The following is a 23626-nucleotide window of genomic DNA, read 5'->3' as shown; positions in this document are numbered from 1 at the left end:
AAAAATAAGTGTTAGCGCAACTGTGCGACCAGCTCAAACGCATGCATGCGGTCAGCAAAGTCATACAGGTCGCAGGTGAATATCAGCTCATCGGCACCGGTTTGCTCCAGCAGCACTTCCAGGCGCGTACGGACTTTCTCCGGGCCGCCGATCATTGCCAGGCCGAGGAAGCTGCTCACCGCCTCTTTCTCATGCGGCAGCCACAGGCCCTGCATGCTGCTCACTGGCGGCTTCTGCACCAGGCTTTGCCCGCGAATCAGGGCGAGAATGCGCTGGTAGGCCGAGGTGGCGAGGTATTCGGCCTGCTCATCGCTATCAGCGACGATCAGCGGCACGCCGAGCATTACATAGGGGTTATCGAGCACGGCCGACGGCTTGAAGTGATTGCGATAGACGCGAATCGCCTCATGCATATAGCGCGGCGCGAAGTGCGAGGCGAAGGCATAGGGCAAGCCCTTTTCGCCCGCCAGCTGGGCGCTGAACAGGCTGGAACCGAGCAGCCAGATCGGCACGTTGGTATCTGCGCCTGGCATGGCGATCACCCGTTGATCCGGCGTGCGCGGGCCCAGGTAGCGCTGTAGCTCCTCAACATCGGCGGGGAAGTCATCGGTGCTGCCAATCCGGTCGCGGCGTAATGCCTGGGCGGTGAAGTGATCGGCGCCCGGCGCGCGCCCCAGACCTAGCTCGATTCGCCCCGGATAAAGGGTTGCCAGGGTGCCGAACTGCTCGGCAATCACCAGCGGCGCATGGTTGGGCAGCATCACCCCGCCGGAGCCCAGACGAATGCGCGAGGTACCGGCCGCCAGGTAACCCAGCAGCACGGAGGTGGCTGAGCTGGCGATGCCATCCATATTGTGGTGTTCGGCCACCCAGAAGCGCTCGAATCCCAGGCGTTCAACATGCTGGGCCAGTGCCAGCGAGTTGTGCAGGGCCTGTGCGGCGTTGCCGTCGTCACGAATCGGGGCGAGATCGAGGGTGGAAAATTTGCTCTGTGCGAGTGCGCTCATCGGGCCTGCCTATTGGTTATCCATTTGCACGGACGCGGTCATACGCCAATACCTGAGTTAGATAGTGGGGTTTGTTCTGCGGATTCCAAGGGCAGGTGGTGCGGCGGCGATAGCCGGGCCGTGCGCAAGCGACGGCCCGTGGTACGCAATCAGCTACTACTAAGGCGGAAGCCGATTTTCAGGGTGACTTGATAATGGCCGACCTTGCCATCAACGATATGCCCGCGGGTTTCCACTACCTCGAACCAGTCCATATTGCGTACCGACTTGGCACATTCGGCCAGGGCATTTTCGATGGCATTTTCGATGCTGGTTTTCGAGGAGCCGACGATTTCGATTTTCTTGTATGTATGGTGATCGGACATGAGCGTTCTCCTTTGGCTGATAGTTCAACGCTAGTTGAACGCCTGCGGTTTGCCCGATCTGTAGGGTTAAGCTCGGCGCTCCAGTTCGTTGCGTAACCAGTCGGCCAATAGCTGGGCGCGCTTGTCCAGGCGGCGCGCCGGTACCCACAGGGCCAAGCGTGCCGAGGTTTCGACAAAGCCCCAGGGTGCAACCAGGCGACCGGCGGCTAGATCGTCGGCCACCAGTTGTTGCGGGGCGATGGCTACACCCAGGCCTGCGGCAGCGGCTTCCAACAGGTAGTAGAGGTGTTCGAAGCCCTGGCCGAGTTTCAGTGTCGTGGCATCCAGTGCATTGCTAGCGGCCCAGCTGGGCCAGGCTTGCGGGCGCGAACTGGTGTGCAGCAAGGGTTCGCCGAGCAGGGCCGCTGCGGGAGCCTGATGCAGCGCGGCGAAGTGCGCGTAGCGCGGGCTGAGCACCGGGCCAATACGCTCAGCCGCCAGCTCGAACACCTGCATATCCGCCGGCCACGGCGGCTCAGCGAACCACAGAGTGGCATCCACACCGCTGCGGCGTGGGTCCAGCTCACCTTCGCTGGCGGACAGTTGCAGGCGCAGTTCCGGCAGCTCGCGATTGAGCCGGTCCAGGCGCGGGATAAACCAGCGCGCCAGCAGGCTGCCCGGGCAGGCCAGGACAAATGGCGCATCGGCCTGGCCCTGCTGCAGTTCGGCGCAGGTGCTGCGCAGGCGGCCGAACATTTCTGCGCTGACATCGCGCAAACGAATCCCAGCATCTGTGAGTTTAAGGCCGCGACCTTCCTTGCTGAACAAGGCCACACCCAGGTGCTCTTCGAGGAGGCGAACCTGTCGGCTGACGGCACCATGCGTCACATGCAGCTCATCTGCTGCTTGGCTGATGCTGTTCAGACGTGCGGCGGCCTCGAAGGCGCGCAGGGCGTTTAGCGGCGGAAGGTTGTGGCTCATGTGTGAGTTTTCCTAACAGGTTGCGGCGATCTTATCGCTTTTGCCGCGCGTGCCACAGCTTTATCCTGTGCCCATTGCCGTAGCAGCGTGGCGCATGCCCGCGAACTACAGCCCCGCTTTCCCAAGGAGAACGCCATGACTTCCTTCCGCGCTGGCCCTGACGCCAATGGCCTGTTCGGCTCGTTCGGCGGCCAATATGTTGCCGAAACCCTGATGCCGCTGATTCACGACCTGGCCGCCGAATACGAGAAGGCCAAGCTCGACCCCGAGTTCCAGAAGGAGCTGGCCTACTTCCAGCGTGATTTCGTTGGTCGCCCAAGCCCGCTGTACTTCGCCGAGCGCCTGACCGAAATGTGCGGCGGCGCGAAGATCTACTTCAAGCGTGAAGAGCTGAACCACACTGGCGCGCACAAGATCAACAACTGCATCGGCCAGGCCCTGTTGGCCAAGCGCATGGGCAAAAAACGCATCATCGCCGAGACTGGCGCCGGCATGCACGGCGTGGCCACTGCCACCGTAGCGGCGCGCTTCGGCATGGAATGCGTGATCTTTATGGGCACCACTGACATTGATCGTCAGCAGGCCAACGTGTTCCGCATGAAGCTGCTGGGTGCCACCGTGATCCCGGTGGTCGCCGGGACCGGCACGCTCAAGGATGCGATGAACGAAGCCCTGCGTGACTGGGTGACCAACGTCCACAACACCTTCTACATGATCGGCACCGTGGCTGGCCCGCACCCGTACCCGGCGATGGTCCGCGACTTCCAAGCCGTCATCGGTAAAGAAACGCGCGAACAGATCCTCGACCAGGAAGGCCGTCTGCCCGACAGCCTGGTGGCCTGCATCGGCGGCGGTTCCAACGCCATCGGCCTGTTCCACCCATTCCTTGACGATAAAGACGTACAGATCGTCGGCGTTGAAGCCGCCGGCTACGGCATTGCCACCGGCAAGCATGCGGCCAGCCTGAATGGCGGCGTGCCGGGCGTGCTGCACGGTAACCGCACCTTCCTGCTGCAGAACGACGATGGCCAGATCATCGACGCTCACTCGATTTCCGCCGGCCTCGACTATCCGGGCATCGGCCCAGAACACGCCTGGTTGCATGATGTTGGCCGCGTCGAATACACCTCGGTGACAGACGATGAAGCCCTGGCGGCGTTCCACACCTGCTGCCGTCAGGAAGGCATCATCCCGGCCCTGGAAAGTGCCCATGCCCTGGCCGAAGCCTTTAAGCGTGCGCCAGCCCTGCCCAAGGAGCACCTGATGGTGATCAACCTGTCCGGTCGTGGCGACAAGGACATGCAGACCGTTATGCACCATATGGAAAACACTGTGCAGGAGAACCACTGATGAGCCGCCTGCAAACTCGCTTTGCCGAGCTGAAACAACAAAACCGCGCCGCCCTGGTGACCTTCGTCACCGCTGGCGACCCGAATTACGACGCCTCCCTGGCGATTCTCAAGGGCCTGCCCAAAGCCGGTGCCGATGTGATCGAGCTGGGCATGCCCTTCACCGACCCGATGGCCGATGGCCCGGCGATCCAATTGGCCAATATCCGCGCCCTGGACAACGGTCAGGATCTGGCAAAAACCCTGCAGATGGTTCGCGAGTTCCGTGAGGGCGAACAAGCTACACCGTTGGTGCTAATGGGCTACTTCAACCCGATTCACAAGTATGGTGTCGAGCGCTTTATCGCTGAAGCTAAAGACGCCGGTGTAGATGGTTTGATCGTCGTCGACCTGCCGCCCGAGCATAACGTTGACCTGTGTGATCCAGCCCAGGCGACGGGCCTGGACTTTATCCGTCTGACCACTCCGACCACCGACGACAAACGCCTGCCGAAGGTGCTGAACGGCAGCTCGGGCTTCGTTTATTACGTCTCGGTAGCCGGTGTGACCGGTGCCGGCTCGGCCACCCTGGATCACGTCGAGCAGGCGGTTACTCGTTTGCGTCGTCACACTGATCTGCCGCTGTGCATCGGCTTCGGTATCCGTACCCCGGAGCACGCTGCAACCATTGCTCGCCTGGCTGAAGGCGTGGTGGTTGGCTCGGCACTGATCGACCAGATCGCCAATGCCAGCAGTCACGAGCAGGCGGTGGATGGCGTGCTGAGCCTGTGTGCGGCGCTTGCTGAAGGCGTGCGCGGCGCTCGCGTTTAACCTGCTGGGTTCTCAGGGCAGCACTGCGCTGCCCTGAGAAACTTGCGAGCAGGTCGCTGCTTGGCGTCCAATAGCGCACCCCTTGCTCTAGAGTCATCTCATGTCACGTCCGCCTGTCGCCCGCAAACCCCGCGCCAGTAGTCAGAGCCGTATCGTCGGCATTCTGGCCGCTGCCCGTGAGTTGCTGGCCGAGCAGGGCGTGGCCAGCTTGTCGATCTACAGTGTCGCCGAGCGCGCGCAGATTCCGCCGTCGTCGGTGTATCACTTCTTCGCCAGCGTCCCGGCCTTGTTGGAAGGGCTGACGGCAGATATTCACGGGGCGTTTCGCGCCTGCCTGCAGGAGCCGATTGCGCATGAGCAACTGCGTGACTGGCGTGACCTATCACGGCTTGTCGAGCAGCGCATGCTGGCGATCTACGCCGCCGATGCTGCTGCGCGGCAGCTGATTCTGGCGCAGCATGGCCTGGCGGAAGTGACCCAGGCGGATCGTCAGCACGACATCGAGCTGGGCCAGTTGATGCAGCAGCTGTTCGACCGCCACTTCCCGCTGCCGCAACTGCCCGAAGATGTCGATGTGTTTGCCCTGGCCATGGAGCTGGGCGACCGCGTGTACGCACGCTCGGTGCAGTTGCACGGCGAAATCACCCCGCGCATGGCTGAGGAAGGCATGCGGGTGTTCGATGCTTATCTCAGCCTCTATCTGCCACCCCATCTACCAAAAAGGGCGCTATAAGCGCCCTTTTCAATCTCTGTCGAAGATTCGTAGGGTGGGTTAGGCGCTTATTGCATGGCTAAGGGCTGGCGCGCATGTGGCTGCGCCGTAACCCACCAAATGGGTTGATGCCGCTTGGTGGGTTACGCCGCACTCGCGTACCGCAGTCTTCGGTAAGTCACGCGCCAGGTGCTGCTAACCCACCCTAAAAAAAGAGCCAAGTCCTACAGCGCCTTTTCAAACACCTGGGAGTTGCGCTGGTAGTTGTAGAGCGAGGCGCGCGCGGCGGGCAGGCGGTCGACGCTGCTGGGCATAAAACCGCGCTCGCGGAACCAGTGGGCGGTGCGGGTGGTGAGTACGAACAAGGTTTTCAGGCCCTGGGCTCGTGCGCGATCTTCGATACGCTCGAGCAGCTCGTCGCCACGTCCGCCATGGCGATAAGCCGGATTGACCGCGAGGCACGCCAGCTCGCCGAAATCCGAGTCGGCAATCTGGTACAGCGCGGCGCAGGCGATGATCAGCCCTTCGCGCTCGACGATGCTGAACTGCTCGATCTCGCGCTCCAGCACCTCACGTGAGCGGCGCACCAGAATGCCCTGGTCTTCCAGTGGGGTGATCAGCTCCATCAGCCCGCCGACATCCTCGATGGTTGCCTCGCGCAGTGATTCGAACTGCTCCTGGGCCACCAGCGTGCCGTTGCCCGTGCGGGTAAATAGCTCGCTGAGCAGCGCACCGTCTTCGGCATAGCTGACGATATGGCTGCGGCGGACCCCGGCCTTGCAGGCTTCGGCGGCGGCGTCGAGCAGTTCGCCCTGATAGCTGCTGCCCAGGCGCTGCAGATGCGCCGGCACCTGCTGTGGGCGCAGTTCACGTACCAGCTTGCCGGCTTCATCGAGCAGGCCGCATTCGGCGCCGAACAGCAGCAGCTTGTCGGCATCCAGGTCGATGGCAGCGCGGGTCGCGACGTCTTCGCAGGCCAGGTTGAAAATTTCACCAGTGGGCGAATAACCCAGTGGTGACAGCAGCACGATGCTGCGCTCATCCAGCTGGCGATTGATGCCCTTGCGGTCGATGCGCCGCACTTCGCCGGTGTGGTGGTAGTCGACGCCATCGACCACGCCAATCGGCCGTGCAGTGACAAAGTTGCCACTGGTGATGCGCAGGCGTGAGCCCTGCATGGGCGAGCGCGCCATGTCCATCGACAGGCGCGCTTCGATGGCGATGCGCAGCTGGCCGACGGCGTCGATCACGCATTCCAGGGTTGGGCTGTCGGTGATCCGCAGGTCACGGTGAAAACGCGGAGTCAGGCCGTTGTTGGCCAGGCGCGCTTCGATCTGCGGGCGTGAGCCATGCACCAGCACCAGGCGTACGCCAAGGCTGTGCAACAGCACCAGGTCGTGAACGATATTGCCGAAATTCGGATGTGCAACGCCTTCACCCGGCAACATCACCACAAAGGTGCAGTCGCGGTGGGCATTGATATAGGGCGAAGCGTGGCGGAGCCAGTTGACGTGGTCGTGCATTGCTTGAAGAACCTGTGTCGAGTACGGAACGCATGGGTAAGGCGCAGAGGCGCGCCAGGCGGCAGCCGAGAGCAGCGGTTTTATCGTCGCAGTTGGGGCAGCTTCACGCGTTCTCTCCTCCAGATGACACAGTGCTTTGGCCCGGGTGGGCCGGTTGCAGGCAGTAATGCTCAATCAGTTGTTGCAGCAGACGCACAGTAGGCTGCAAACGTGACATTTCCAGGTACTCGCCCGGCTGGTGAGCGCAGTCGATATCGCCGGGGCCGAGTACCAGGGTTTCGCAGCCAAGTTGCTGAAGATAAGGCGCTTCGGTGGCAAATGCCACCGCGGCGGCCGTATGCCCGGTCAGACGCTCGGCGACGCGTACGAGTTCGGCGTCGGCGTTCTGCTCGAATGGTTGCACGCTGGGGAACAGCGGGGCGAAGTCGATCTTCACCTGGTGCTGCTCGGCCAGCGGTTGCAGCTTATGGCGGATTGCCGCGCGCAGTGCTTCCGGCTGCATGCCCGGCAGTGGGCGTAGGTCGAACTCCAGCGAGCACTGACCGCAAATGCGGTTGGGGTTGTCGCCACCGTGGATGCAACCAAAGTTCAGGGTTGGTAGCGGCACGCTGAACTGCGGATTGTTGTACTCACGCTGCCATTGCGCACGTAGGCCGCGCAGCTCAAGCATTACATCCTGCATGGCTTCCAGGGCGCTGTGGCCGAGGTTCGGGTCGGAAGAGTGGCCGCTCTGCCCGAGAATATCGATGCGCTCCATCATGATGCCCTTGTGCAGGCGGATCGGCTTTAAGCCGGTCGGCTCGCCTATCACCGCTGCGCGGCCCAGCGGCCGTCCGGCTTGGGCCAGGGCGCGGGCGCCAGACATCGAGCTTTCTTCATCACAGGTGGCGAGAATCAGCAGCGGCTGCTGGAAGCGTTGCTCCAGCAGCGGTTGCACGGCTTCGATGATCAGGGCGAAAAAGCCCTTCATGTCGCAACTGCCGAGGCCCACCCAGCGGCCGTCGACTTCTGTCAGCTTGAGCGGGTCGGTCTGCCACAGTGCGGCGTCGAAGGGTACGGTATCGCTGTGCCCGGCCAGCACCAGGCCGCCTGGGCCGCTGCCATAGCTGGCGAGCAGGTTGAACTTGCCGGGGGACACTTGCTGGACGTCGCAGGCAAAGCCGAGGTCGCTGAGCCAGCTCGACAGCAGTTCGATCACGGCGCGGTTGGATTGATCCCAATGCGCCTGAGTGCAGCTCACTGACGGCGCGGCGATCAGGGCAGCGAATTGCTCTTTGAAGGAAGGCAGTGGCATGGGCGGTCTCCGCAGGCGATGACCCATGATAGGGGCATCGCCTGCGCAGATGAAACCGCTACGGCATTTAGAGGAAGATGCCGCGCAAGATATAGAAGAACACGATCGACAGCGCAGCGCCCACCGGCAGGGTGATCAGCCAGGACATAAAGATTTTGCCGATCACGCCCAGGTTCAGCGCGCCGATGCCGCGCGCCAGGCCGACGCCGAGCACCGCACCGACCAGGGTGTGGGTGGTGGAGACCGGCAGGCCGATGGCCGAGGCACCCACCACTGTGGTGGCGGTGGCCAGTTCGGCAGCGAAGCCGCGGCTTGGGGTCAGCTCGGTGATTTCCTTGCCGATGGTGGCGATCACCTTGTAGCCGTAAGTGGCCAGGCCAATAACGATGCCGATGGCGCCGAGCAGCAGCACCCAGGCCGGCAGCGCGGCTTTAGCCCCGACTGCTTCGCCGCCAGACTGGATCACCCCAACAATCGCCGCCAGTGGGCCGACTGCGTTGGCTACATCGTTGGAGCCGTGGGCGAAGGCCATGGAGCAGGCGGTGAAGATCATCAGTACAGCGAAGACCTTCTCCACGCTGGCGTAGTGGAAGTCCTTGTCGGCCTCGACGTCGATCTTGATCCGGCTCAGCAGCGCAACGCCCAGCAGCATGACCAGGCCGCCAACGGCCAGCGAGAGGAGGAAGCCTTCGTTGCTGGAGAGGTTCAGGCCGATATGCTTGAGGCCTTTGGTCAGGGTCATGATGCTGACCATGAAACCGGTGGCGAACATATACAGCGGTACAAAGCGCTTGGCATTGAGAAACGGGTTGTCGGTGTCGATGATCAGCTTCTGTACGCTGACAAACAGGCCGAAGGCAACGATGCCAGACAGCACCGGAGACACCACCCAGCTGGCGACGATGGGGCCAACGCCGGCCCAGTTGACCGCGTCCATGGACACACCAACGGCGGCAAAGCCGATCACCGCACCGACGATGGAGTGGGTGGTGGACACCGGCCAGCCGCGAGTGGAGGCAATCAGCAGCCAGGTACCGGCCGCCAGCAATGCCGACATCATGCCCAGGACCATCAGATCCGGGGTGATCATCGATGCATCGACGATGCCACTCTTGATGGTTTCGGTGACTTGGCCGCCGGCCAGATAGGCGCCGGCAAATTCGAACACCATGGCGATCAGGATCGCCTGTTTGATGGTCAGTGCGCGTGAGCCCACCGAGGTACCCATGGCGTTGGCCACGTCATTGGCGCCCACACCCCAGGCCATGAAAAAGCCGAAGAGACAGGCAAGCAGCAGCAATACGAGGCCGTAGTCCGCAATCAGAGACATAAATAATTAATCCGTAGATTCCAGAAAGGACACTGGCGCTTAGCGCGCCAGCAGTTGTTCCAGTCGGTTGCCGACACGTTCGGCACGGTCGGCTACGTCGCCGATCCATTCGATGATCTTGTAGAGGAACATCACATCGACAGCGGGAAGATCCTTCTCCAGTTTGAACAGCGCACGACGAACGTCGATTTGCATCTTGTCAGTCTCGCGTTCGATTTGCTCCAGCTCCATGACCATGGACTCGACCAGCGCTGCTTCACGGCCACCAAAGCCGGTTTCCAGCAACTCATCAAGCTCATTCATGGCTTTCAGCGCCTGGGCGCTGGCATCCACGGTACGTTGTACAAACGTACGCATCAGTGGCTGCAGCGCCTGTGGAATGGCCATTTCGCGGCCGAGCATCAGGCCGGCGATGTCCTTGGCGCGGTTGGCGACTTTGTCCTGTACACTCAGCAGCTCAAGCAGATCCGAGCGCGGTACGGGCAGGAATAGGCTCTTGGGCAGGTGCAGACGCACGCTTTTCTTGAGCTTGTCGGCCTCATGTTCGAGGCTAGCCATTTCCTGTTGTACCTGTTCCACCTTGGCCCAATCTTCAACCATTACGGCTTCGAAGAAGGGCACCAGATTGGCTGCGCACTCGTGGGCTTTGGCAAAGTGTTTTTGCATCGGCCCAATCGGTGAACGGCCAAACAGGCTGGCAAATGGATTGACTGGCATAGGGTGAACCCCGGCGTTAAGAAGGCGGCAAGTATACGGATCAGTCCGCAGGCTCGCCAGCGCAGGTAATCGGACTGTCACAATTTCATAGTAGGCGTTGATCCCCATCATCATGAACAAAGAAACCGAAATCAAACTGCGGGTTAGCCGTGCAACTCTGGCCGCCCTGCGTGATCACCCGTTGCTGAAGAAACGCAACAAGAGTGGTTGGGAGCAGCGCGAACTGTTCAATCAGTACTTCGATACCCCCGAGCGTGATCTGGCCGCCGCCAAGGTGGCCCTGCGCGTGCGCCGTGACGGCGAGCAGTTTATTCAGACCCTGAAAACCCGCGGGCAGAGCGTGGCCGGTTTGTCCGAGCGCAATGAGTGGGACTGGAACCTGGCCAAGGCCAAGCTGGACCTGAAAAAGCTCGATGACAGCTGCTGGCCGGCGGCCCTGGCCGAGCTGGACAAGAAGCAGCTGGTGCCGATCTTCACCACCGACTTTATCCGTGAGAAGGCGGAAATCGCCTGGGGTCGCGGCAAGGCCAAGGTGGTCATCGAGGCCGCTCTGGACCTGGGCAAGGTGATTGCCGGCGAAGGCGAAGAAGAAATCTGCGAGCTGGAGCTGGAGCTGCGTCAGGGTGAACCTGAGGCGCTGTTGGAATTGGCCGCCGAGCTGGCGGCTGACCTGGCGCTGATGCCCTGCGATATCAGCAAGGCTGAGCGCGGTTATCGCCTGTTCGATGCGGGCAGCTACAGCCTGAGCCTGCCGGCGCCGAGCCTGAGCGCGGAAACCAGCCTGGATGACAGCGTTGCGGCATTGGCCTGGCATCTGCTGGGCAGCAGCCAGCGTCTGGCCGAGCAGTACCGCTTCAATGGTCACTGGCGTTTGCTGGTCGACTGGTTGGAGCAACTGATCGGCCTGCGCGCACTGCTCAGCAGTCTTGGCCAGGCCGCGCCGCGTGCCAGCAGCCATGCCTTGCGTGAGCTATTGGATGGCTTGCTGTTGGAGTGGCGTCCGCGCGTCCTGGCTGGCCAGGACGATGACAGCCTGCGCAAAAACGCGCCGGCGCTGTTCGCCGCTGAACTGCAGGGCAATCGCTGGGGCCTGTTCTCGCTGAACCTTTCGCGCTGGCTGTTGGCCCGCAGCTGGACTGTGGAACGCAACAGCCGGGGCAATCGTCAGGGCGCTGCGCCGCTGGGCAACTGGTTGCCGACGCTGATTGCTGAAGAGGGCGCGGCCCTGCAGTTGCGCCGTTATCAGCAGCAGCCGGAAGACCTGGCTGAGCAGCTGCCGCGCATCGAGCGCTTGCTGGTGTGGCTGCACCTGGCCCGTGAGGTGCTGGAGGTGGCGGAGGTCGACCGCCTGTACGGTGAGCTGAACAAGTTGGTTGAATTGGCCAGCCAGTCCATCGATCCAGAGGTGCTGGCTGCGCGCAAGGCGCAGCTGCTGACCATCGGTTCGCTAAAGGCCTGGCGTCAGCTGGTCAAGTAAGGCCTGCAGCATTGTGCAGAGGGGCTTTAGCCGCGAGCTAAAGCCCCTCCTGCCTAGCTAACCCGCGGTATCACTCAACTGCCATCACGAAAGCGCGTCCATACGGCATCGCGGGTAGCGCTGTGCTTTTCCGGCAGGGTTTCCAGCGGGTGCAGGCGGCGTTTGGTATCACGATCCGGGTAAAGGTCTGGCTGATTGCGCAGGGCCTCGTCGAGGAACTCGCGGGAATCGGCGTTGCCGCTGGGGTACAGGGTTTCGGCGGTGATCAGTGCGGCAACCTTGGGCTGCATCAGGTAATCGATAAAGCGGTGCGCCAGGTCGACGCGCTTGGCGCTGCTGGGAATCACCAGGTTGTCGATAAACAGGATCGAGCCTTCATTCGGTACTAAAAAGCGCACAGGTTGACCCGCATCCGCAGCTGCCAGCGCATCGCCAACCCAGGCCATTGCTACGCAGAGCTTGCCCTGGTTGAGGTCTTCGATATACCGCTCACTGTCGATATAGCGCAGATTCGGTCGCAAGCCATCCAGCACTTGGCTGGAGCGTTCGATGCGGCTCGGCGCGCTGCGCGCCAGGCTGCGGCCCTGGTAGTTGAGTAGCAGGGTCAGGGTCTCGTCGGGAGCGTCCAGCACGCTGATGCCGCAAGTGGCCAAGCGCGCGCTTTGCTCCGCATCAAACAGCAGGCTCCAGCTATTGGGCAGCGGCCCACCAAAGGCGGCTTCGGCTTGCGGCGTGTTGATCGCCAGGCCCACTGCGCCCCACAAATACGGCAAGGCATGGCGGTTAGCCGGGTCGAGAGCGACCAGGGTGCTGAGCAGCTGCTTGTCGAGGTGCTTGCGGTTGGGCAGCAGGCTGAAATCCAGCGGTTGCAGGGTGCCGTTCTTGATCATTGCCGGCAGGGCGTCATGCGACGGCACGGCGACATCGATGGCTTCACCGCTGGCCAGCACAGCTTCCAATTCTTCGGCGGTGCTGTAGGTGTGGTAGTCGACGCGGATGCCGGTTTGCGCCTCGAAGTCCTTGAGCACCTGTGGGGCGATGTAGTCGTTCCAGTTGTAAACGCGAATCACCTCTTCGGCGCTGGCCAGCAGCGGCGTCAGGGCTAGTAGCAGTGAAACGAACAGGCGAGGCATGGAGATCTCCTGAATAGGTTGATGTCGCGTCAGCAGGAATTCGCGGCGCAGCCTGCCCGTCATCGCGCTGAAGCGTGATAAAGGGCAGGGTTGCGCAGTGCGCGGAATAAAAAACGCCGGCTCAAAGGCCGGCGTTGGGTGTTGCATCAAACCGTGTGCAAGTACCAGTTGTATTCGAGGTCGGAGATCGAGTTTTCAAACTCGGCCAACTCGCTTTCCTTACAGGCGACAAAGATATCGATGTATTTCGGGTCGATATAGCGCGCCAGTACTTCACTGTCGTCCAGCTCGCGCAAAGCATCACGCAGGTTGTTCGGCAGGCTTTGCTCGTTCTGCTCGTAGGAGTTGCCTTCTACCGGTGCGTTTGGCTCGATCTTATTGGTCAGGCCATGGTGTATGCCCGCCAGAACGGCCGACATCAGCAGGTAAGGGTTGGCGTCGGCGCCGGCCACGCGATGCTCAATGCGCACGGCATCGGCTGTGTCATTGGGTACGCGTAGCGCTACGGTGCGATTGTCGATGCCCCAGCACGGCGAGTTCGGCACATAGTACTGCGCGCCGAAACGCCGGTAGGAGTTGACGTTCGGGCAGAGGAAGGCCATCGAGGCAGGCATGGTTTCCAGCACGCCGCCAATGGCGTGGCGCAGGGCGTCGTTCTGTACCGGGTCGTCGCAGGCAAAGATGTTGTTGCCCTGCTTGTCGAGAATCGAGATATGCACGTGCAAGCCGTTACCCGCCTGGTTGGGGTAGGGCTTGGCCATGAAGGTGGTGTCCATCTCATGGTCGTAGGCGATGTTCTTGATCAGACGCTTGAGCAGCAACGCATGGTCACAGGCCTTGATCGGGTCAGCGACGTGGTGCAGGTTGACTTCGAACTGCGCCGGGGCGCTTTCCTTGACGATGGCGTCGGCAGGGATGCCCTGCTCCTTAGCGCCTTCGAGGATGTCCTGCAGGCATTCTGCATACTCGTCGAGGTCATCGATCAGGTACACCTGGGTCGACTGAGGGCGCTTGCCTGACAGTGGCGACAGCGGCGGCTGTGGGCGACCGTTCACGTTGGCCTGGTCGATCAGGTAGAACTCGATTTCGAAGGCTGCGCAAATGGTAAGGCCCAGTTCGTCGAACTTCGTAACCACCTGACGCAACACTTCCCGTGGGTCGGCAAAGAACGGCTCGCCTTCCATTTCATGCATGGTCATCAACAGTTGCGCGGTTGGGCGCTTCTGCCATGGCTCATTGCACAGGGTGTTGGGGATGGGAAAGCAGACACGGTCGGCGTCGCCGATATCCAGACCCAGGCCGGTGCTTTCCACCGTCGAGCCGTTGATATCCAGGGCGAATAGAGAAGCCGGAAGATTAATGCCGCGCTCGTAAACCTTATGCAGGCTCGCGCGCTCGATACGCTTGCCGCGCACCACACCATTCATATCTGCGATCAGAAGGTCGACGAACAGGACCTCAGGATGTTTCTTAAGGAACGCGTTCGCTTCATTAAGCTGAACGGCACGCGGGGGTACCGACATGATGCAACACCTTTTTTGTTAAAAATATCAATCATGCAACTGCACGGGTGTGAGTCAATCTTAAACACCAGATGCTGTCAAGAGAGGCGCATTTTGCCCCAAAAGGGGGCTTGATGGCCAGTTTTAGGGCATTACAGGGCAGTGCAGCCCTGCTGGAAGCCTTGCCTGCCGGGGTGCTCAGTCGGGTGTGTTCAATTTTTTACATGACTATTGTGAAAAAAAATGAACAAGGCTAAGCTCGGTCGAAACCCATAACAGCAATAAAACGGGTGTCTCATGTCGCGCCAGCCGATTATCGGCGTTAGTGCCTGCACCAAGCAGATCGGGCACAACATCTACCACACAGCAGGCGATAAATACTTGCAGGCCATCGTTCAGGTGGTTGGCGGTATGCCAGTGATCATTCCCGCACTGGGTGAGCAGCTTGATCAGGCTTACCTGTTGCAGCACCTCGATGGCCTGGTGTTTACCGGCTCGCCATCCAACGTTGAACCGCACCACTATGCTGGTGACGCCAGCGAACCCGGCACCGCCCATGATCCGGCGCGTGACAGTACGACTCTTCCTCTGATTAAAGCAGCAATTGCCGCCGGTATCCCGGTGCTTGGTATTTGTCGTGGCTTTCAGGAGATGAATGTGGCCTTCGGTGGCGCGTTGCACCAGCGCGTACACGAGGTCGACGGGCTGATGGATCACCGTGAACCCGGTGATCTGCCCGCAGAACAGCAATATGGCCTGCGTCACGCGCTGCATGTGCAGCCTGGCGGGCTGCTCGCCAGCATCGGCTTGCCGGACGAGATTCAAGTCAATTCCATTCATGGCCAGGGCGTTCAGCGTCTGGCGCCGGGCCTTCACGTAGAAGCACTGGCGCCTGACGGGTTGATCGAAGCCTTCTCCGTCGAAGGTGCCAAAAGCTTTGCCTTGGGGGTGCAATGGCACCCTGAATGGCAGGTACGATCCAACCCGAATTATCTCGCCATCTTCCAGGCCTTTGGTGAGGCTTGCAGGAAGACGGCGGGGCAACGCTGAGCCGACTATATATAAGTCGGCTCTAACCAACCCTGAGGTCTCTATGAGCACCAAATTAGACCAGCTTTCGAGCTGGCTGAAAGAACGCAAAATCACCGAAGTTGAATGCCTGATCAGCGATCTTACCGGCATTGCCCGTGGCAAGATTTCGCCGACCAACAAGTTCCTCGACGAGAAGGGCATGCGTCTCCCCGAGAGTGTGCTGCTGCAGACCGTGACCGGCGATTACGTCGAGGACGACATCTATTACGACCTGCTCGACGAGGCGGACATCGACATGTTCTGCCGCCCTGACGAGAACGCCGTGTTCCTCGTGCCTTGGGCCATTGAGCCGACTGCGATGGTGATCCATGACACCTTCGACAAGCAGGGCAACCCGATTGAGCTGTCGCCGCGCAACATTCTCAAGAATGTGCTCAAGCTCTACGCTGACAAGGGCTGGAAGCCAATCGTCGCGCCGGAAATGGAGTTCTACCTGACCAAACGCAACAGCGACCCGGATTTCCCGCTGGTCGCGCCGATGGGCCGTTCCGGTCGTCCGGAAGTGGGCCGTCAGTCGTTCTCCATCGACGCTGCCAACGAATTCGATCCGCTGTTCGAAGATGTCTACGATTGGTGCGAAATCCAGGGCCTGGACCTCGACACGCTGATCCACGAAGACGGTCCCGCGCAGATGGAAATTAACTTCCGGCATGGCGATGCCTTGCACCTGGCCGACCAGATCACCGTATTCAAGCGCACCATGCGTGAAGCGGCGCTCAAGCATGATGTGGCCGCCACCTTTATGGCCAAGCCGATCACCGATCAGCCGGGCAGTGCGATGCACATCCACCAGAGCGTGGTCGACATCAAAACCGGGAAGAATCTGTTCTCCAACCCCGACGGCAGCATGAGTGAGCTGTTTATGCAGCACATCGGTGGTTTGCAGAAGTACATCCCCGAGTTGTTGCCGCTGTTCGCGCCGAACGTCAATTCGTTCCGCCGCTTCCTGCCGGACACCTCGGCGCCGGTAAACGTCGAGTGGGGAGAAGAGAACCGCACCGTCGGTTTGCGCGTACCAGAAGCCACGCCGCAGAACCGTCGTGTGGAGAACCGCTTGGCCGGTGCCGATGCCAACCCGTATCTGGTCCTCGCCGCTTCCCTGCTGTGCGGCTACATGGGCATGGTCGGCGACATCAAGCCAAGTGCGCCAGTTAAAGGGCGCGCCTATGAGCGCCGCAATCTGCGTCTGCCGATCACCATTGAGCATGCGTTGGAGCGGATGGAAGCCTGTAAGGATGCCGAAAAATACCTCGGTGAGAAGTTCATGCGTGGCTACGTCGCGGTGAAGCGCGCGGAGCACGAGAACTACAAGCGCGTCATCAGTTCCTGGGAACGTGAGTTCCTGCTGCTGTCGGTGTAACAGTCCGGTGGTTGGCGCGGGTGATCCCTGCGCCAGCTGCCAAGAATTTTTATCGGGCTGCAATGCGCAGCCTGCGTAAGCAAGGTGTTGTTATGAACAGTCAAGTGACCAACCCGAAAACCCGCGAATGGCAGGCCATGAGCCGCGAACACCATCTCGCGCCGTTCAGCGACTTCAAGCAGCTGGCGGAAAATGGGCCGCGCATCATCACCAAGGCCGACGGCGTGTACCTGTGGGACAGCGAGGGCAACAAGATCCTCGACGCCATGGCCGGGCTCTGGTGTGTGGCGATTGGATATGGTCGCAAGGAACTGGCAGACGCCGCCGCGAAGCAGATGCAAGAGTTGCCCTACTACAACATGTTCTTCCAGACTGCCACGCCGCCGGCGCTGGAGCTGGCCAAAGCGATTGCCGACTTGGCTCCGCAGGGCATGAATCACGTGTTCTTCACCGGTTCTGGCTCGGAAGGCAACGACACCATGCTACGGATGGTGCGCCATTACTGGGCAATCAAGGGGCAGCCAAACAAGAAGGTGATCATCAGTCGGGTTAACGGCTACCACGGCTCCACCGTAGCCGGCGCCAGCCTGGGCGGTATGAAGTACATGCACGAGCAGGGCGACCTGCCGATTCCAGGCATCGTGCACATCCCGCAGCCTTACTGGTTCGGCGAGGGCGGCGATATGAGCCCCGAGGAGTTCGGTATCTGGGCCGCTGGCCAGCTGGAGCAGAAGATCCTCGAAGTTGGCGAAGAAAACGTCGCTGCCTTTATTGCCGAGCCGATCCAGGGCGCGGGCGGTGTGATCGTCCCGCCAGACAGCTATTGGCCGCGCATCCGCGAAATCCTCGCCAAGTACGACATTCTGTTTGTTGCCGATGAAGTGATCTGCGGGTTTGGCCGCACCGGCGAATGGTTCGGCAGCGATTATTTCGGTAACACGCCGCACATGATGACCATCGCCAAAGGCCTGACCAGCGGTTACATCCCCATGGGCGGGCTGATCGTGCGCGACGATATCGTCGAGGTGCTTAACCAGGGTGGCGACTTCAACCACGGCTTTACCTATTCCGGGCACCCGGTGGCCGCTGCAGTTGCCCTGGAAAACCTGCGCATTCTGCGCGAAGAAAAGATTGTTGAGCGGGTTAAGGCAGAAACGGCACCGTATTTGCAGAAGCGTCTACGTGAGCTGGCCGATCACCCGTTGGTAGGTGAAGTGCGCGGCGTTGGCATGTTGGGCGCCATTGAGCTGGTGCAGGACAAAGCCAGCCGCAAGCGTTTCGCTGGTGATGTGGGCGTTGGCATGATCTGCCGCAGTCACTGCTTTAATAACGGTCTGATCATGCGCGCCGTAGGCGACACCATGATCATTTCGCCACCGCTGGTGATCAGCTTTGCTGAGATCGACGAGTTGCTGGAAAAGGCCCGTAAATGCCTCGACCTGACCGCTGCAGAGGTGCTGGTTTAAGGTTTAATAATCTTTGGTTTCAGATGCTTACGTCTGAATGTTGTCAACCGGGGTGTGACCTTGCCAGACTGCGCCAATGCGTAGGTCAGGCTCACCGGAAGGTGTTGCAGATGGCTGCGCATCTTTCGGATATGACTACAACAACAGGAGCTGTACGCATGAAAACTTTCGGCAAAACCCTTCTCGCGTTGTCCCTTGCTGGGGCTGTGGTGAGTACCGCACACGCGGATGACAAAGTCCTTCACGTTTACAACTGGTCCGACTACATCGCAGAAGACACCATCGACAACTTCCAGAAGGAAACCGGCATCAAGGTCGTCTACGACGTCTTTGATAGCAATGAAACCCTGGAAGCCAAATTGCTGGCCGGCAGCTCCGGTTACGACGTCGTCGTGCCGTCCAACCCATTCCTGGCCAAGCAGATCAAGGCTGGTGTTTACCAGAAGCTGGACAAGTCCAAGCTGCCAAACTGGGAAAACCTGGATAAGAACCTGCTCAAGGCCCTCGATCCGAGCGATCCGGGTAACCAGTACTCGATTCCCTACATGTGGGGCACTATCGGTATTGGTTACAACGTCGACAAGGTCAAGGCTGCGCTCGGCACGGACGCACCGGTCAACTCCTGGGACCTGGTGTTCAAACCGGAAAACATCGCCAAGCTGAAAGACTGCGGCGTGTCGTTCCTGGATTCGCCGACTGAAATCCTCCCGGCGGCACTCAACTACCTGGGCTTCAAGTCTGACAGCACCGACGCTGGTGAGCTGAAGAAGGCCGAAGAACTGTTCCTCTCGATCCGTTCCTCGACGTCCTACTTCCATAGCTCCAAGTACATCGGCGACCTGGCTAACGGCAACATCTGTGTGGCCATCGGCTACTCGGGCGACCTGTATCAGTCCAAGTCCCGTGCTGAAGACGCCAAGAACGGCGTGAACATTTCCTACAGCATCCCGAAAGAAGGTGCTGGTAGCTTCTTCGACATGATGGCCATCCCAGCCGATGCGAAAAACGTTGAAGCCGCTCACGTGTTCCTCAACTACCTGATGAAGCCAGAGGTCATGGCCAACATCACCAACTTCGTGCAGTTCCCTAACGGCAACGCCGCGGCCACCCCGCTGGTTGACGAAGTGCTGCGTAACGATCCGGGCATCTACCCGGACGCGGCCACCATGGCCAAGATCTACACCTTCCCGGATCTGCCAGCTAACGCGCAGCGCGCGATGACACGCAGCTGGACCAAGATCAAATCGGGTAAGTAATGCCATAGCCCTAACGGTGTGCGGCGGGTTGCTCCGCCGCATTCACCCACAACAATAAGGAATCTCCTATGCGTCGTACTCCACTTCTGGCCGGCCTGCTGGCCGCCGCCGTCAGCATCAGCGCCGTGCAAGCCGCTGAACCAGTGGTCAATGTCTATAACTGGTCTGACTACATCGGCGAAACCACCCTGGTCGACTTCGAGAAGGCCACGGGCATCAAGGCCATGTACGACGTCTTCGACAGCAACGAAACCCTGGAAGGCAAACTGCTGGCGGGCCGCTCCGGCTACGACATCGTGGTGCCGTCCAACCATTTCCTTGGTAAGCAGATCAAGGCGGGCGCCTTCCAGAAGCTCGACCGCAGTCTGCTGCCAAACTGGGAAAACCTTGACCCAACCCTGCTCAAGCAATTGGACGTCAACGATCCCGGTAACCTGTATTCGGTGCCGTACCTGTGGGGCACCAACGGTATTGGCTACAACGTAGCCAAGATCAAAGAAGTGCTCGGTATCGACGAGATCGACTCCTGGGCCACGCTCTTCGAACCGGAGAACCTGAAGAAGCTCAACGCCTGCGGCGTAGCCTTCATGGACTCTCCCGATGAGATGTTCCCGGCGGTGCTCAACTACTTGGGGCTTGATCCGCGCAGCACCAATCCAGAGGACTACAAGAAGGCTGAGGCCAAGCTGATGGAAGTCCGTCCATACGTCACCTACTTCCATTCCTCGAAGTACATCGGTGACCTGGCCAATGGCAACATCTGCATCGCCTTCGGCTATTCCGGTGACGTCTTCCAGGCGGCCGCACGCGCCGAGGAAGCAGGCAAAGGCATCGAAATTACCTACAGCATCCCCAAGGAAGGCGCCAACCTGTGGTTCGACCTGATGGCCATTCCAGCCGATGCGAAGAACGTCAAGGAAGCGCACGCCTTTATCAACTACCTGCTCGACCCAGCAGTGATCGCCACGGTCAGCGACTACGTCGGCTACGCCAACCCTAACCTCAAGGCGGGCGAGTTGATGGATCAGGAAGTGCGTAACGATCCTTCGATTTATCCATCGCAGGCTGTGTTGGACAAACTCTACATCTCTGCTGAGCTGCCACCGAAGATCCAGCGTTCCATGACTCGCGCCTGGTCGAAGATCAAGTCGGGTCAGTAAGCGGAAGCTAAAACACAGCGTACGGCAGGCCTGGCCTGACCGTACGGCCCGCTGCGCCAAGCGCGGCAGATTTTATTCGGGTCAGTGACCCAATTCTTGCGGGAGTTTTGGTAATGGCAGTTGCTTCCAGTGCCTATAAAAAGGTTCTCGAGGGCGATCAGCAACCGAAAGAGGTGCTGGTCAAGATCGAGCGTGTCACCAAGAAATTTGACGAAACCATCGCCGTTGATGACGTTTCGCTGACCATCAACAAGGGTGAAATCTTCGCCCTGCTCGGTGGCTCCGGCTCGGGTAAATCGACTCTGCTGCGCATGCTTGCAGGCTTTGAGCGGCCTACCGAAGGGCGCATTCTGCTCGACGGTGAGGACATCACTGACCTGCCGCCGTACGAGCGGCCGATCAACATGATGTTCCAGTCCTACGCCTTGTTCCCGCACATGAGCGTGGCGGACAACATCGCCTTCGGCCTCAAGCAAGACAAAATGTCTAAAGCTGAGATCGATGCCCGCGTCGAAGAAATGCTCAAGCTGGTGCACATGACCCAGTACGCCAAGCGCAAGCCACACCAGCTTTCCGGTGGTCAGCGTCAGCGTGTTGCTCTGGCGCGCTCGCTGGCCAAACGGCCGAAGCTGCTGCTGCTCGACGAGCCCATGGGTGCTTTGGACAAGAAGCTGCGTTCGCAGATGCAGCTTGAGCTTGTCGAGATCATCGAGCGCGTCGGTGTGACCTGCGTCATGGTGACCCACGACCAGGAAGAGGCCATGACCATGGCCCAGCGTATCGCCATCATGCACCTGGGCTGGATTGCCCAGATCGGCAGCCCGGTCGACATCTATGAGACGCCAACCAGCCGCCTGGTCTGCGAATTTATCGGCAACGTTAACCTGTTCGACGGCCAGGTGGTCGAAGACATGGAAGGCCACGCGCTGATCGCCAGCCCGGACCTGGAGCGCAATATCTACGTTGGCCACGGCGTCAGCACCTCGGTGCAGGACAAGAGCATCACCTACGCCATCCGCCCGGAAAAACTGCTGGTCACCACCGAGCAGCCCTCCTGCGAATACAACTGGTCGCGCGGCACTGTGCACGACATCGCCTACCTCGGCGGCCATTCGGTGTTCCACGTGTTGCTGCCGAGCGGCAAGGTGGTGCAGTCCTTCGTTGCCAACGCTGAACGGCGTGGCGCCCGACCTACCTGGGACGATGAAGTATTCGTCTGGTGGGAGGACGATAGCGGGGTGGCATTACGCTCATGAACATTATCCGAAGCATCAGCCGCCGTATGCCCAGGGGCCGGCACCTGGTAATCGGGGTGCCGTTCCTCTGGCTGTTTATGTTCTTCCTGCTGCCGTTCATCATCGTGATGAAAATCAGCTTCGCCGAAGCCGACGTGGCTATTCCGCCGTACACCGACGTGTACACCTGGGTGGAAAACAAGTTCACGCTGGTACTTAACCTGGGTAACTACATCTTCCTCAGTGAGGATGCGCTGTACCTGGCGGCTTACCTTGGCTCCTTGAAAATGGCCACGGTCAGCACCCTGCTCTGTCTGGTAATCGGCTTCCCGATGGCCTATGCCATTGCCCGTGCCGACAAGGACAAGCAGATGGTCCTGTTGCTGCTGATCATGATGCCGACCTGGACGGCGATCCTGATACGTGTGTATGCCTGGATGGGCATCCTCAGCAACAACGGCCTGCTCAATGCCTTCCTGATGTGGCTGGGGCTAATCGACGAGCCGCTGCAGATCCTCAACACCAACCTGGCGGTGTACATCGGTATTGTCTATTCGTACCTGCCATTCATGATCCTGCCGCTGTTCGCCAACCTGGTGAAACATGACCAGAGCCTGCTGGAGGCAGCCGCTGACCTGGGGTCGAGCACTTACAACAGCTTCTGGAAAATCACCGTGCCGCTGGCCAAAAACGGCATCATCGCTGGTTGCATGCTGGTGTTTATCCCGGTGGTCGGTGAGTTCGTGATTCCTGAACTGCTCGGCGGCCCGGAGACCCTGATGATCGGCAAGGTGCTGTGGCAGGAGTTCTTCAACAACCGCGACTGGCCGGTAGCGTCCGCCCTGGCTGTGGTGATGCTGGCGATCCTGATCGTCCCCATCATTCTGTTTAACCGTAACCAAGCTAAAGAGATGGAGGGCCGGCCATGAAGCGTTTCAGTTTCTCCAACTTTATGTTGTGGGCCGGTCTGGGGTTCATCTACTTGCCGATGCTGATTCTGGTGATCTACTCGTTCAACGCCTCGCGGCTGGTAACGGTGTGGGGCGGCTGGTCGGTGAAGTGGTACGTCGGCCTGCTCGACAATACCCAGCTGATGAACTCGGTAATGCGCTCGCTGGAAATCGCCTGCTACACCGCGATTGCCGCCGTTGCGCTGGGCACCATGGCCGCCTTTGTGCTGACCCGCGTGACCCGCTTCAAAGGGCGCACGCTATTCGGCGGTCTGGTCACCGCACCGCTGGTTATGCCCGAGGTGATCACCGGTCTGTCGCTATTGCTGCTGTTCGTGGCCATGGCCCAGCTAATTGGCTGGCCTGCCGAGCGCGGTGTGCTGACCATCTGGATCGCCCACACCACCTTCTGTTCTGCCTACGTGGCAGTGGTGGTGTCGTCGCGCTTGCGTGAGCTGGACCTGTCCATCGAAGAGGCGGCCATGGACCTGGGCGCCAAGCCTTGGAAAGTGTTCTTCCTGATCACCATCCCGATGATTGCGCCATCACTGGCGGCCGGCGGCATGATGTCGTTCGCCCTGTCGCTAGACGATCTGGTACTCGCCAGCTTCGTCTCCGGTCCTGGCTCGACTACCCTGCCGATGGAAGTCTTCTCCGCCGTACGTTTGGGCGTGAAGCCGGAAATCAACGCCGTGGCCAGTCTGATTCTGCTGGCAGTGTCGCTTGCCACCTTCCTGGTGTGGTTCTTTGCCCACCGTGCCGAAGAGAAGCGTAAGAAGGCCCTGCAGCAGGCCATGGATGAAACCACGGGTGCTGCGCTGATGAACGGCCCGGACAGCCGTCGTGACCCATCCCAGGTGCATGCCTGATCGCACCACGGCGTAACACCCACAAGGGCCACATTCGTGGCCCTTGTGCATTCTGCGCA

21 protein-coding genes are annotated in these 23626 nt (G+C 60.3%); 12 read left to right on the top strand and 9 right to left on the bottom strand.

Annotated features, from left to right (window positions below; genetic code table 11):
- Positions 1 to 11: 11 nt before the first annotated feature.
- The 3 genes from ACIGEK_RS02440 to ACIGEK_RS02430 form a co-directional block, all read right to left on the bottom strand.
- Complete coding sequence (locus ACIGEK_RS02440) at positions 12 to 1007, bottom strand: LLM class flavin-dependent oxidoreductase (protein ID WP_397491790.1); 996 nt, start codon at positions 1005 to 1007, stop codon at positions 12 to 14.
- A 149-nt stretch (positions 1008 to 1156) separates the two neighbouring features.
- Positions 1157 to 1372 (bottom strand): dodecin, encoded by a 216-nt coding sequence (locus ACIGEK_RS02435; RefSeq protein ID WP_397491789.1) that lies wholly within the window; start codon positions 1370 to 1372, stop codon positions 1157 to 1159.
- Between the two features lie 66 nt (positions 1373 to 1438).
- Positions 1439 to 2332: a LysR family transcriptional regulator gene (locus tag ACIGEK_RS02430; protein WP_397491788.1), complete on the bottom strand. Its 894-nt coding sequence runs from the start codon at positions 2330 to 2332 to the stop codon at positions 1439 to 1441.
- A 135-nt stretch (positions 2333 to 2467) separates the two neighbouring features.
- Here ACIGEK_RS02430 and trpB point away from each other — a divergent pair, with 135 nt between their 5' ends.
- From trpB to ACIGEK_RS02415, 3 genes are all read left to right on the top strand, one after another.
- Positions 2468 to 3682, top strand: coding sequence for a tryptophan synthase subunit beta (gene trpB / locus ACIGEK_RS02425; protein ID WP_397491787.1), 1215 nt, complete (start codon positions 2468 to 2470; stop codon positions 3680 to 3682).
- Positions 3682 to 4491: a tryptophan synthase subunit alpha gene (trpA, locus tag ACIGEK_RS02420; protein ID WP_397491786.1), complete on the top strand. Its 810-nt coding sequence runs from the start codon at positions 3682 to 3684 to the stop codon at positions 4489 to 4491. Before trpB ends, trpA begins: the two co-directional genes overlap by 1 nt.
- Before the next feature lie 100 nt (positions 4492 to 4591).
- Positions 4592 to 5224, top strand: a complete 633-nt coding sequence (locus ACIGEK_RS02415) for a TetR/AcrR family transcriptional regulator (RefSeq protein WP_397491785.1) — start codon at positions 4592 to 4594, stop codon at positions 5222 to 5224.
- Positions 5225 to 5427: 203 nt separating this feature from the next.
- On the opposite strand, the gene argA is transcribed toward ACIGEK_RS02415, so the two are convergent.
- The 4 genes from argA to ACIGEK_RS02395 all read right to left on the bottom strand — a co-directional run bounded on the left by argA (position 5428) and on the right by ACIGEK_RS02395 (position 10067).
- On the bottom strand, positions 5428 to 6726 hold the full coding sequence (argA, locus tag ACIGEK_RS02410) for an amino-acid N-acetyltransferase (protein ID WP_397491784.1): 1299 nt from the start codon (positions 6724 to 6726) through the stop codon (positions 5428 to 5430).
- Positions 6727 to 6829: 103 nt separating this feature from the next.
- The gene (gene argE / locus ACIGEK_RS02405) at positions 6830 to 8020 is read right to left on the bottom strand and encodes an acetylornithine deacetylase (protein WP_397491783.1); all 1191 of its coding nucleotides are present in this window, start codon (positions 8018 to 8020) and stop codon (positions 6830 to 6832) included.
- A 67-nt stretch (positions 8021 to 8087) separates the two neighbouring features.
- Positions 8088 to 9350, bottom strand: a complete 1263-nt coding sequence (locus ACIGEK_RS02400) for an inorganic phosphate transporter (protein ID WP_397491782.1) — start codon at positions 9348 to 9350, stop codon at positions 8088 to 8090.
- Between the two features lie 39 nt (positions 9351 to 9389).
- On the bottom strand, positions 9390 to 10067 hold the full coding sequence (locus ACIGEK_RS02395; RefSeq protein ID WP_397491781.1) for a TIGR00153 family protein: 678 nt from the start codon (positions 10065 to 10067) through the stop codon (positions 9390 to 9392).
- A gap of 112 nt (positions 10068 to 10179) precedes the next feature.
- Between ACIGEK_RS02395 and ACIGEK_RS02390 the strand changes: the two genes are divergently transcribed.
- On the top strand, positions 10180 to 11544 hold the full coding sequence (locus ACIGEK_RS02390; protein WP_397491780.1) for an inorganic triphosphatase: 1365 nt from the start codon (positions 10180 to 10182) through the stop codon (positions 11542 to 11544).
- A 74-nt stretch (positions 11545 to 11618) separates the two neighbouring features.
- Here the strand turns inward: ACIGEK_RS02390 and ACIGEK_RS02385 are convergent, their stop codons facing one another.
- Together ACIGEK_RS02385 and ACIGEK_RS02380 are read right to left on the bottom strand one after the other, a co-directional pair.
- Positions 11619 to 12677, bottom strand: coding sequence for an extracellular solute-binding protein (locus ACIGEK_RS02385; RefSeq protein ID WP_397491779.1), 1059 nt, complete (start codon positions 12675 to 12677; stop codon positions 11619 to 11621).
- Positions 12678 to 12823: 146 nt separating this feature from the next.
- Positions 12824 to 14200 carry a glutamine synthetase family protein gene (locus ACIGEK_RS02380; protein WP_397491778.1) on the bottom strand — a complete coding sequence of 459 codons (1377 nt, stop codon included), beginning with the start codon at positions 14198 to 14200 and terminating at the stop codon, positions 12824 to 12826.
- A gap of 276 nt (positions 14201 to 14476) precedes the next feature.
- Here ACIGEK_RS02380 and ACIGEK_RS02375 point away from each other — a divergent pair, with 276 nt between their 5' ends.
- The 8 genes from ACIGEK_RS02375 to ACIGEK_RS02340 all read left to right on the top strand — a co-directional run bounded on the left by ACIGEK_RS02375 (position 14477) and on the right by ACIGEK_RS02340 (position 23567).
- A complete protein-coding gene (locus ACIGEK_RS02375) occupies positions 14477 to 15229 on the top strand; it encodes a gamma-glutamyl-gamma-aminobutyrate hydrolase family protein (RefSeq protein WP_397491777.1) in 753 nt (250 codons plus the stop codon).
- A gap of 43 nt (positions 15230 to 15272) precedes the next feature.
- On the top strand, positions 15273 to 16631 hold the full coding sequence (locus ACIGEK_RS02370; protein ID WP_397491776.1) for a glutamine synthetase family protein: 1359 nt from the start codon (positions 15273 to 15275) through the stop codon (positions 16629 to 16631).
- 92 nt (positions 16632 to 16723) lie between these two features.
- Complete coding sequence (locus ACIGEK_RS02365; RefSeq protein ID WP_397491775.1) at positions 16724 to 18097, top strand: aspartate aminotransferase family protein; 1374 nt, start codon at positions 16724 to 16726, stop codon at positions 18095 to 18097.
- 158 nt (positions 18098 to 18255) lie between these two features.
- Entirely contained in the window at positions 18256 to 19353 is a 1098-nt protein-coding gene (locus ACIGEK_RS02360) for an extracellular solute-binding protein (RefSeq protein ID WP_397491774.1), read from the top strand.
- Between the two features lie 68 nt (positions 19354 to 19421).
- A complete protein-coding gene (locus ACIGEK_RS02355) occupies positions 19422 to 20513 on the top strand; it encodes a polyamine ABC transporter substrate-binding protein (RefSeq protein WP_397491773.1) in 1092 nt (363 codons plus the stop codon).
- A 113-nt stretch (positions 20514 to 20626) separates the two neighbouring features.
- Complete coding sequence (potA, locus tag ACIGEK_RS02350) at positions 20627 to 21769, top strand: polyamine ABC transporter ATP-binding protein (RefSeq protein ID WP_397491772.1); 1143 nt, start codon at positions 20627 to 20629, stop codon at positions 21767 to 21769.
- A gap of 26 nt (positions 21770 to 21795) precedes the next feature.
- On the top strand, positions 21796 to 22677 hold the full coding sequence (locus ACIGEK_RS02345; RefSeq protein WP_397493066.1) for an ABC transporter permease subunit: 882 nt from the start codon (positions 21796 to 21798) through the stop codon (positions 22675 to 22677).
- On the top strand, positions 22674 to 23567 hold the full coding sequence (locus ACIGEK_RS02340; protein WP_397491771.1) for an ABC transporter permease subunit: 894 nt from the start codon (positions 22674 to 22676) through the stop codon (positions 23565 to 23567). The genes ACIGEK_RS02345 and ACIGEK_RS02340 overlap by 4 nt, the downstream gene beginning before the upstream one ends.
- Positions 23568 to 23626: the final 59 nt, after the last annotated feature.

It is taken from the genome of Pseudomonas sp. NPDC079086 (genome assembly GCF_044542155.1).
Classification (GTDB): Bacteria; Pseudomonadota; Gammaproteobacteria; order Pseudomonadales; family Pseudomonadaceae; genus Aquipseudomonas.
This window is presented reverse-complemented; position numbering and strand designations above follow the sequence as displayed.

Bases quoted from the DNA above. Each gene is read 5' to 3' on its own strand.
- ACIGEK_RS02440 (WP_397491790.1), bottom strand. From the start codon at position 1,007: ATGAGCGCACTCGCACAGAGCAAATTTTCCACCCTCGATCTCGCCCCG.
- ACIGEK_RS02435 (WP_397491789.1), bottom strand. From the start codon at position 1,372: ATGTCCGATCACCATACATACAAGAAAATCGAAATCGTCGGCTCCTCG.
- ACIGEK_RS02430 (WP_397491788.1), bottom strand. From the start codon at position 2,332: ATGAGCCACAACCTTCCGCCGCTAAACGCCCTGCGCGCCTTCGAGGCC.
- trpB (WP_397491787.1), top strand. From the start codon at position 2,468: ATGACTTCCTTCCGCGCTGGCCCTGACGCCAATGGCCTGTTCGGCTCG.
- trpA (WP_397491786.1), top strand. From the start codon at position 3,682: ATGAGCCGCCTGCAAACTCGCTTTGCCGAGCTGAAACAACAAAACCGC.
- ACIGEK_RS02415 (WP_397491785.1), top strand. From the start codon at position 4,592: ATGTCACGTCCGCCTGTCGCCCGCAAACCCCGCGCCAGTAGTCAGAGC.
- argA (WP_397491784.1), bottom strand. From the start codon at position 6,726: ATGCACGACCACGTCAACTGGCTCCGCCACGCTTCGCCCTATATCAAT.
- argE (WP_397491783.1), bottom strand. From the start codon at position 8,020: ATGCCACTGCCTTCCTTCAAAGAGCAATTCGCTGCCCTGATCGCCGCG.
- ACIGEK_RS02400 (WP_397491782.1), bottom strand. From the start codon at position 9,350: ATGTCTCTGATTGCGGACTACGGCCTCGTATTGCTGCTGCTTGCCTGT.
- ACIGEK_RS02395 (WP_397491781.1), bottom strand. From the start codon at position 10,067: ATGCCAGTCAATCCATTTGCCAGCCTGTTTGGCCGTTCACCGATTGGG.
- ACIGEK_RS02390 (WP_397491780.1), top strand. From the start codon at position 10,180: ATGAACAAAGAAACCGAAATCAAACTGCGGGTTAGCCGTGCAACTCTG.
- ACIGEK_RS02385 (WP_397491779.1), bottom strand. From the start codon at position 12,677: ATGCCTCGCCTGTTCGTTTCACTGCTACTAGCCCTGACGCCGCTGCTG.
- ACIGEK_RS02380 (WP_397491778.1), bottom strand. From the start codon at position 14,200: ATGTCGGTACCCCCGCGTGCCGTTCAGCTTAATGAAGCGAACGCGTTC.
- ACIGEK_RS02375 (WP_397491777.1), top strand. From the start codon at position 14,477: ATGTCGCGCCAGCCGATTATCGGCGTTAGTGCCTGCACCAAGCAGATC.
- ACIGEK_RS02370 (WP_397491776.1), top strand. From the start codon at position 15,273: ATGAGCACCAAATTAGACCAGCTTTCGAGCTGGCTGAAAGAACGCAAA.
- ACIGEK_RS02365 (WP_397491775.1), top strand. From the start codon at position 16,724: ATGAACAGTCAAGTGACCAACCCGAAAACCCGCGAATGGCAGGCCATG.
- ACIGEK_RS02360 (WP_397491774.1), top strand. From the start codon at position 18,256: ATGAAAACTTTCGGCAAAACCCTTCTCGCGTTGTCCCTTGCTGGGGCT.
- ACIGEK_RS02355 (WP_397491773.1), top strand. From the start codon at position 19,422: ATGCGTCGTACTCCACTTCTGGCCGGCCTGCTGGCCGCCGCCGTCAGC.
- potA (WP_397491772.1), top strand. From the start codon at position 20,627: ATGGCAGTTGCTTCCAGTGCCTATAAAAAGGTTCTCGAGGGCGATCAG.
- ACIGEK_RS02345 (WP_397493066.1), top strand. From the start codon at position 21,796: ATGCCCAGGGGCCGGCACCTGGTAATCGGGGTGCCGTTCCTCTGGCTG.
- ACIGEK_RS02340 (WP_397491771.1), top strand. From the start codon at position 22,674: ATGAAGCGTTTCAGTTTCTCCAACTTTATGTTGTGGGCCGGTCTGGGG.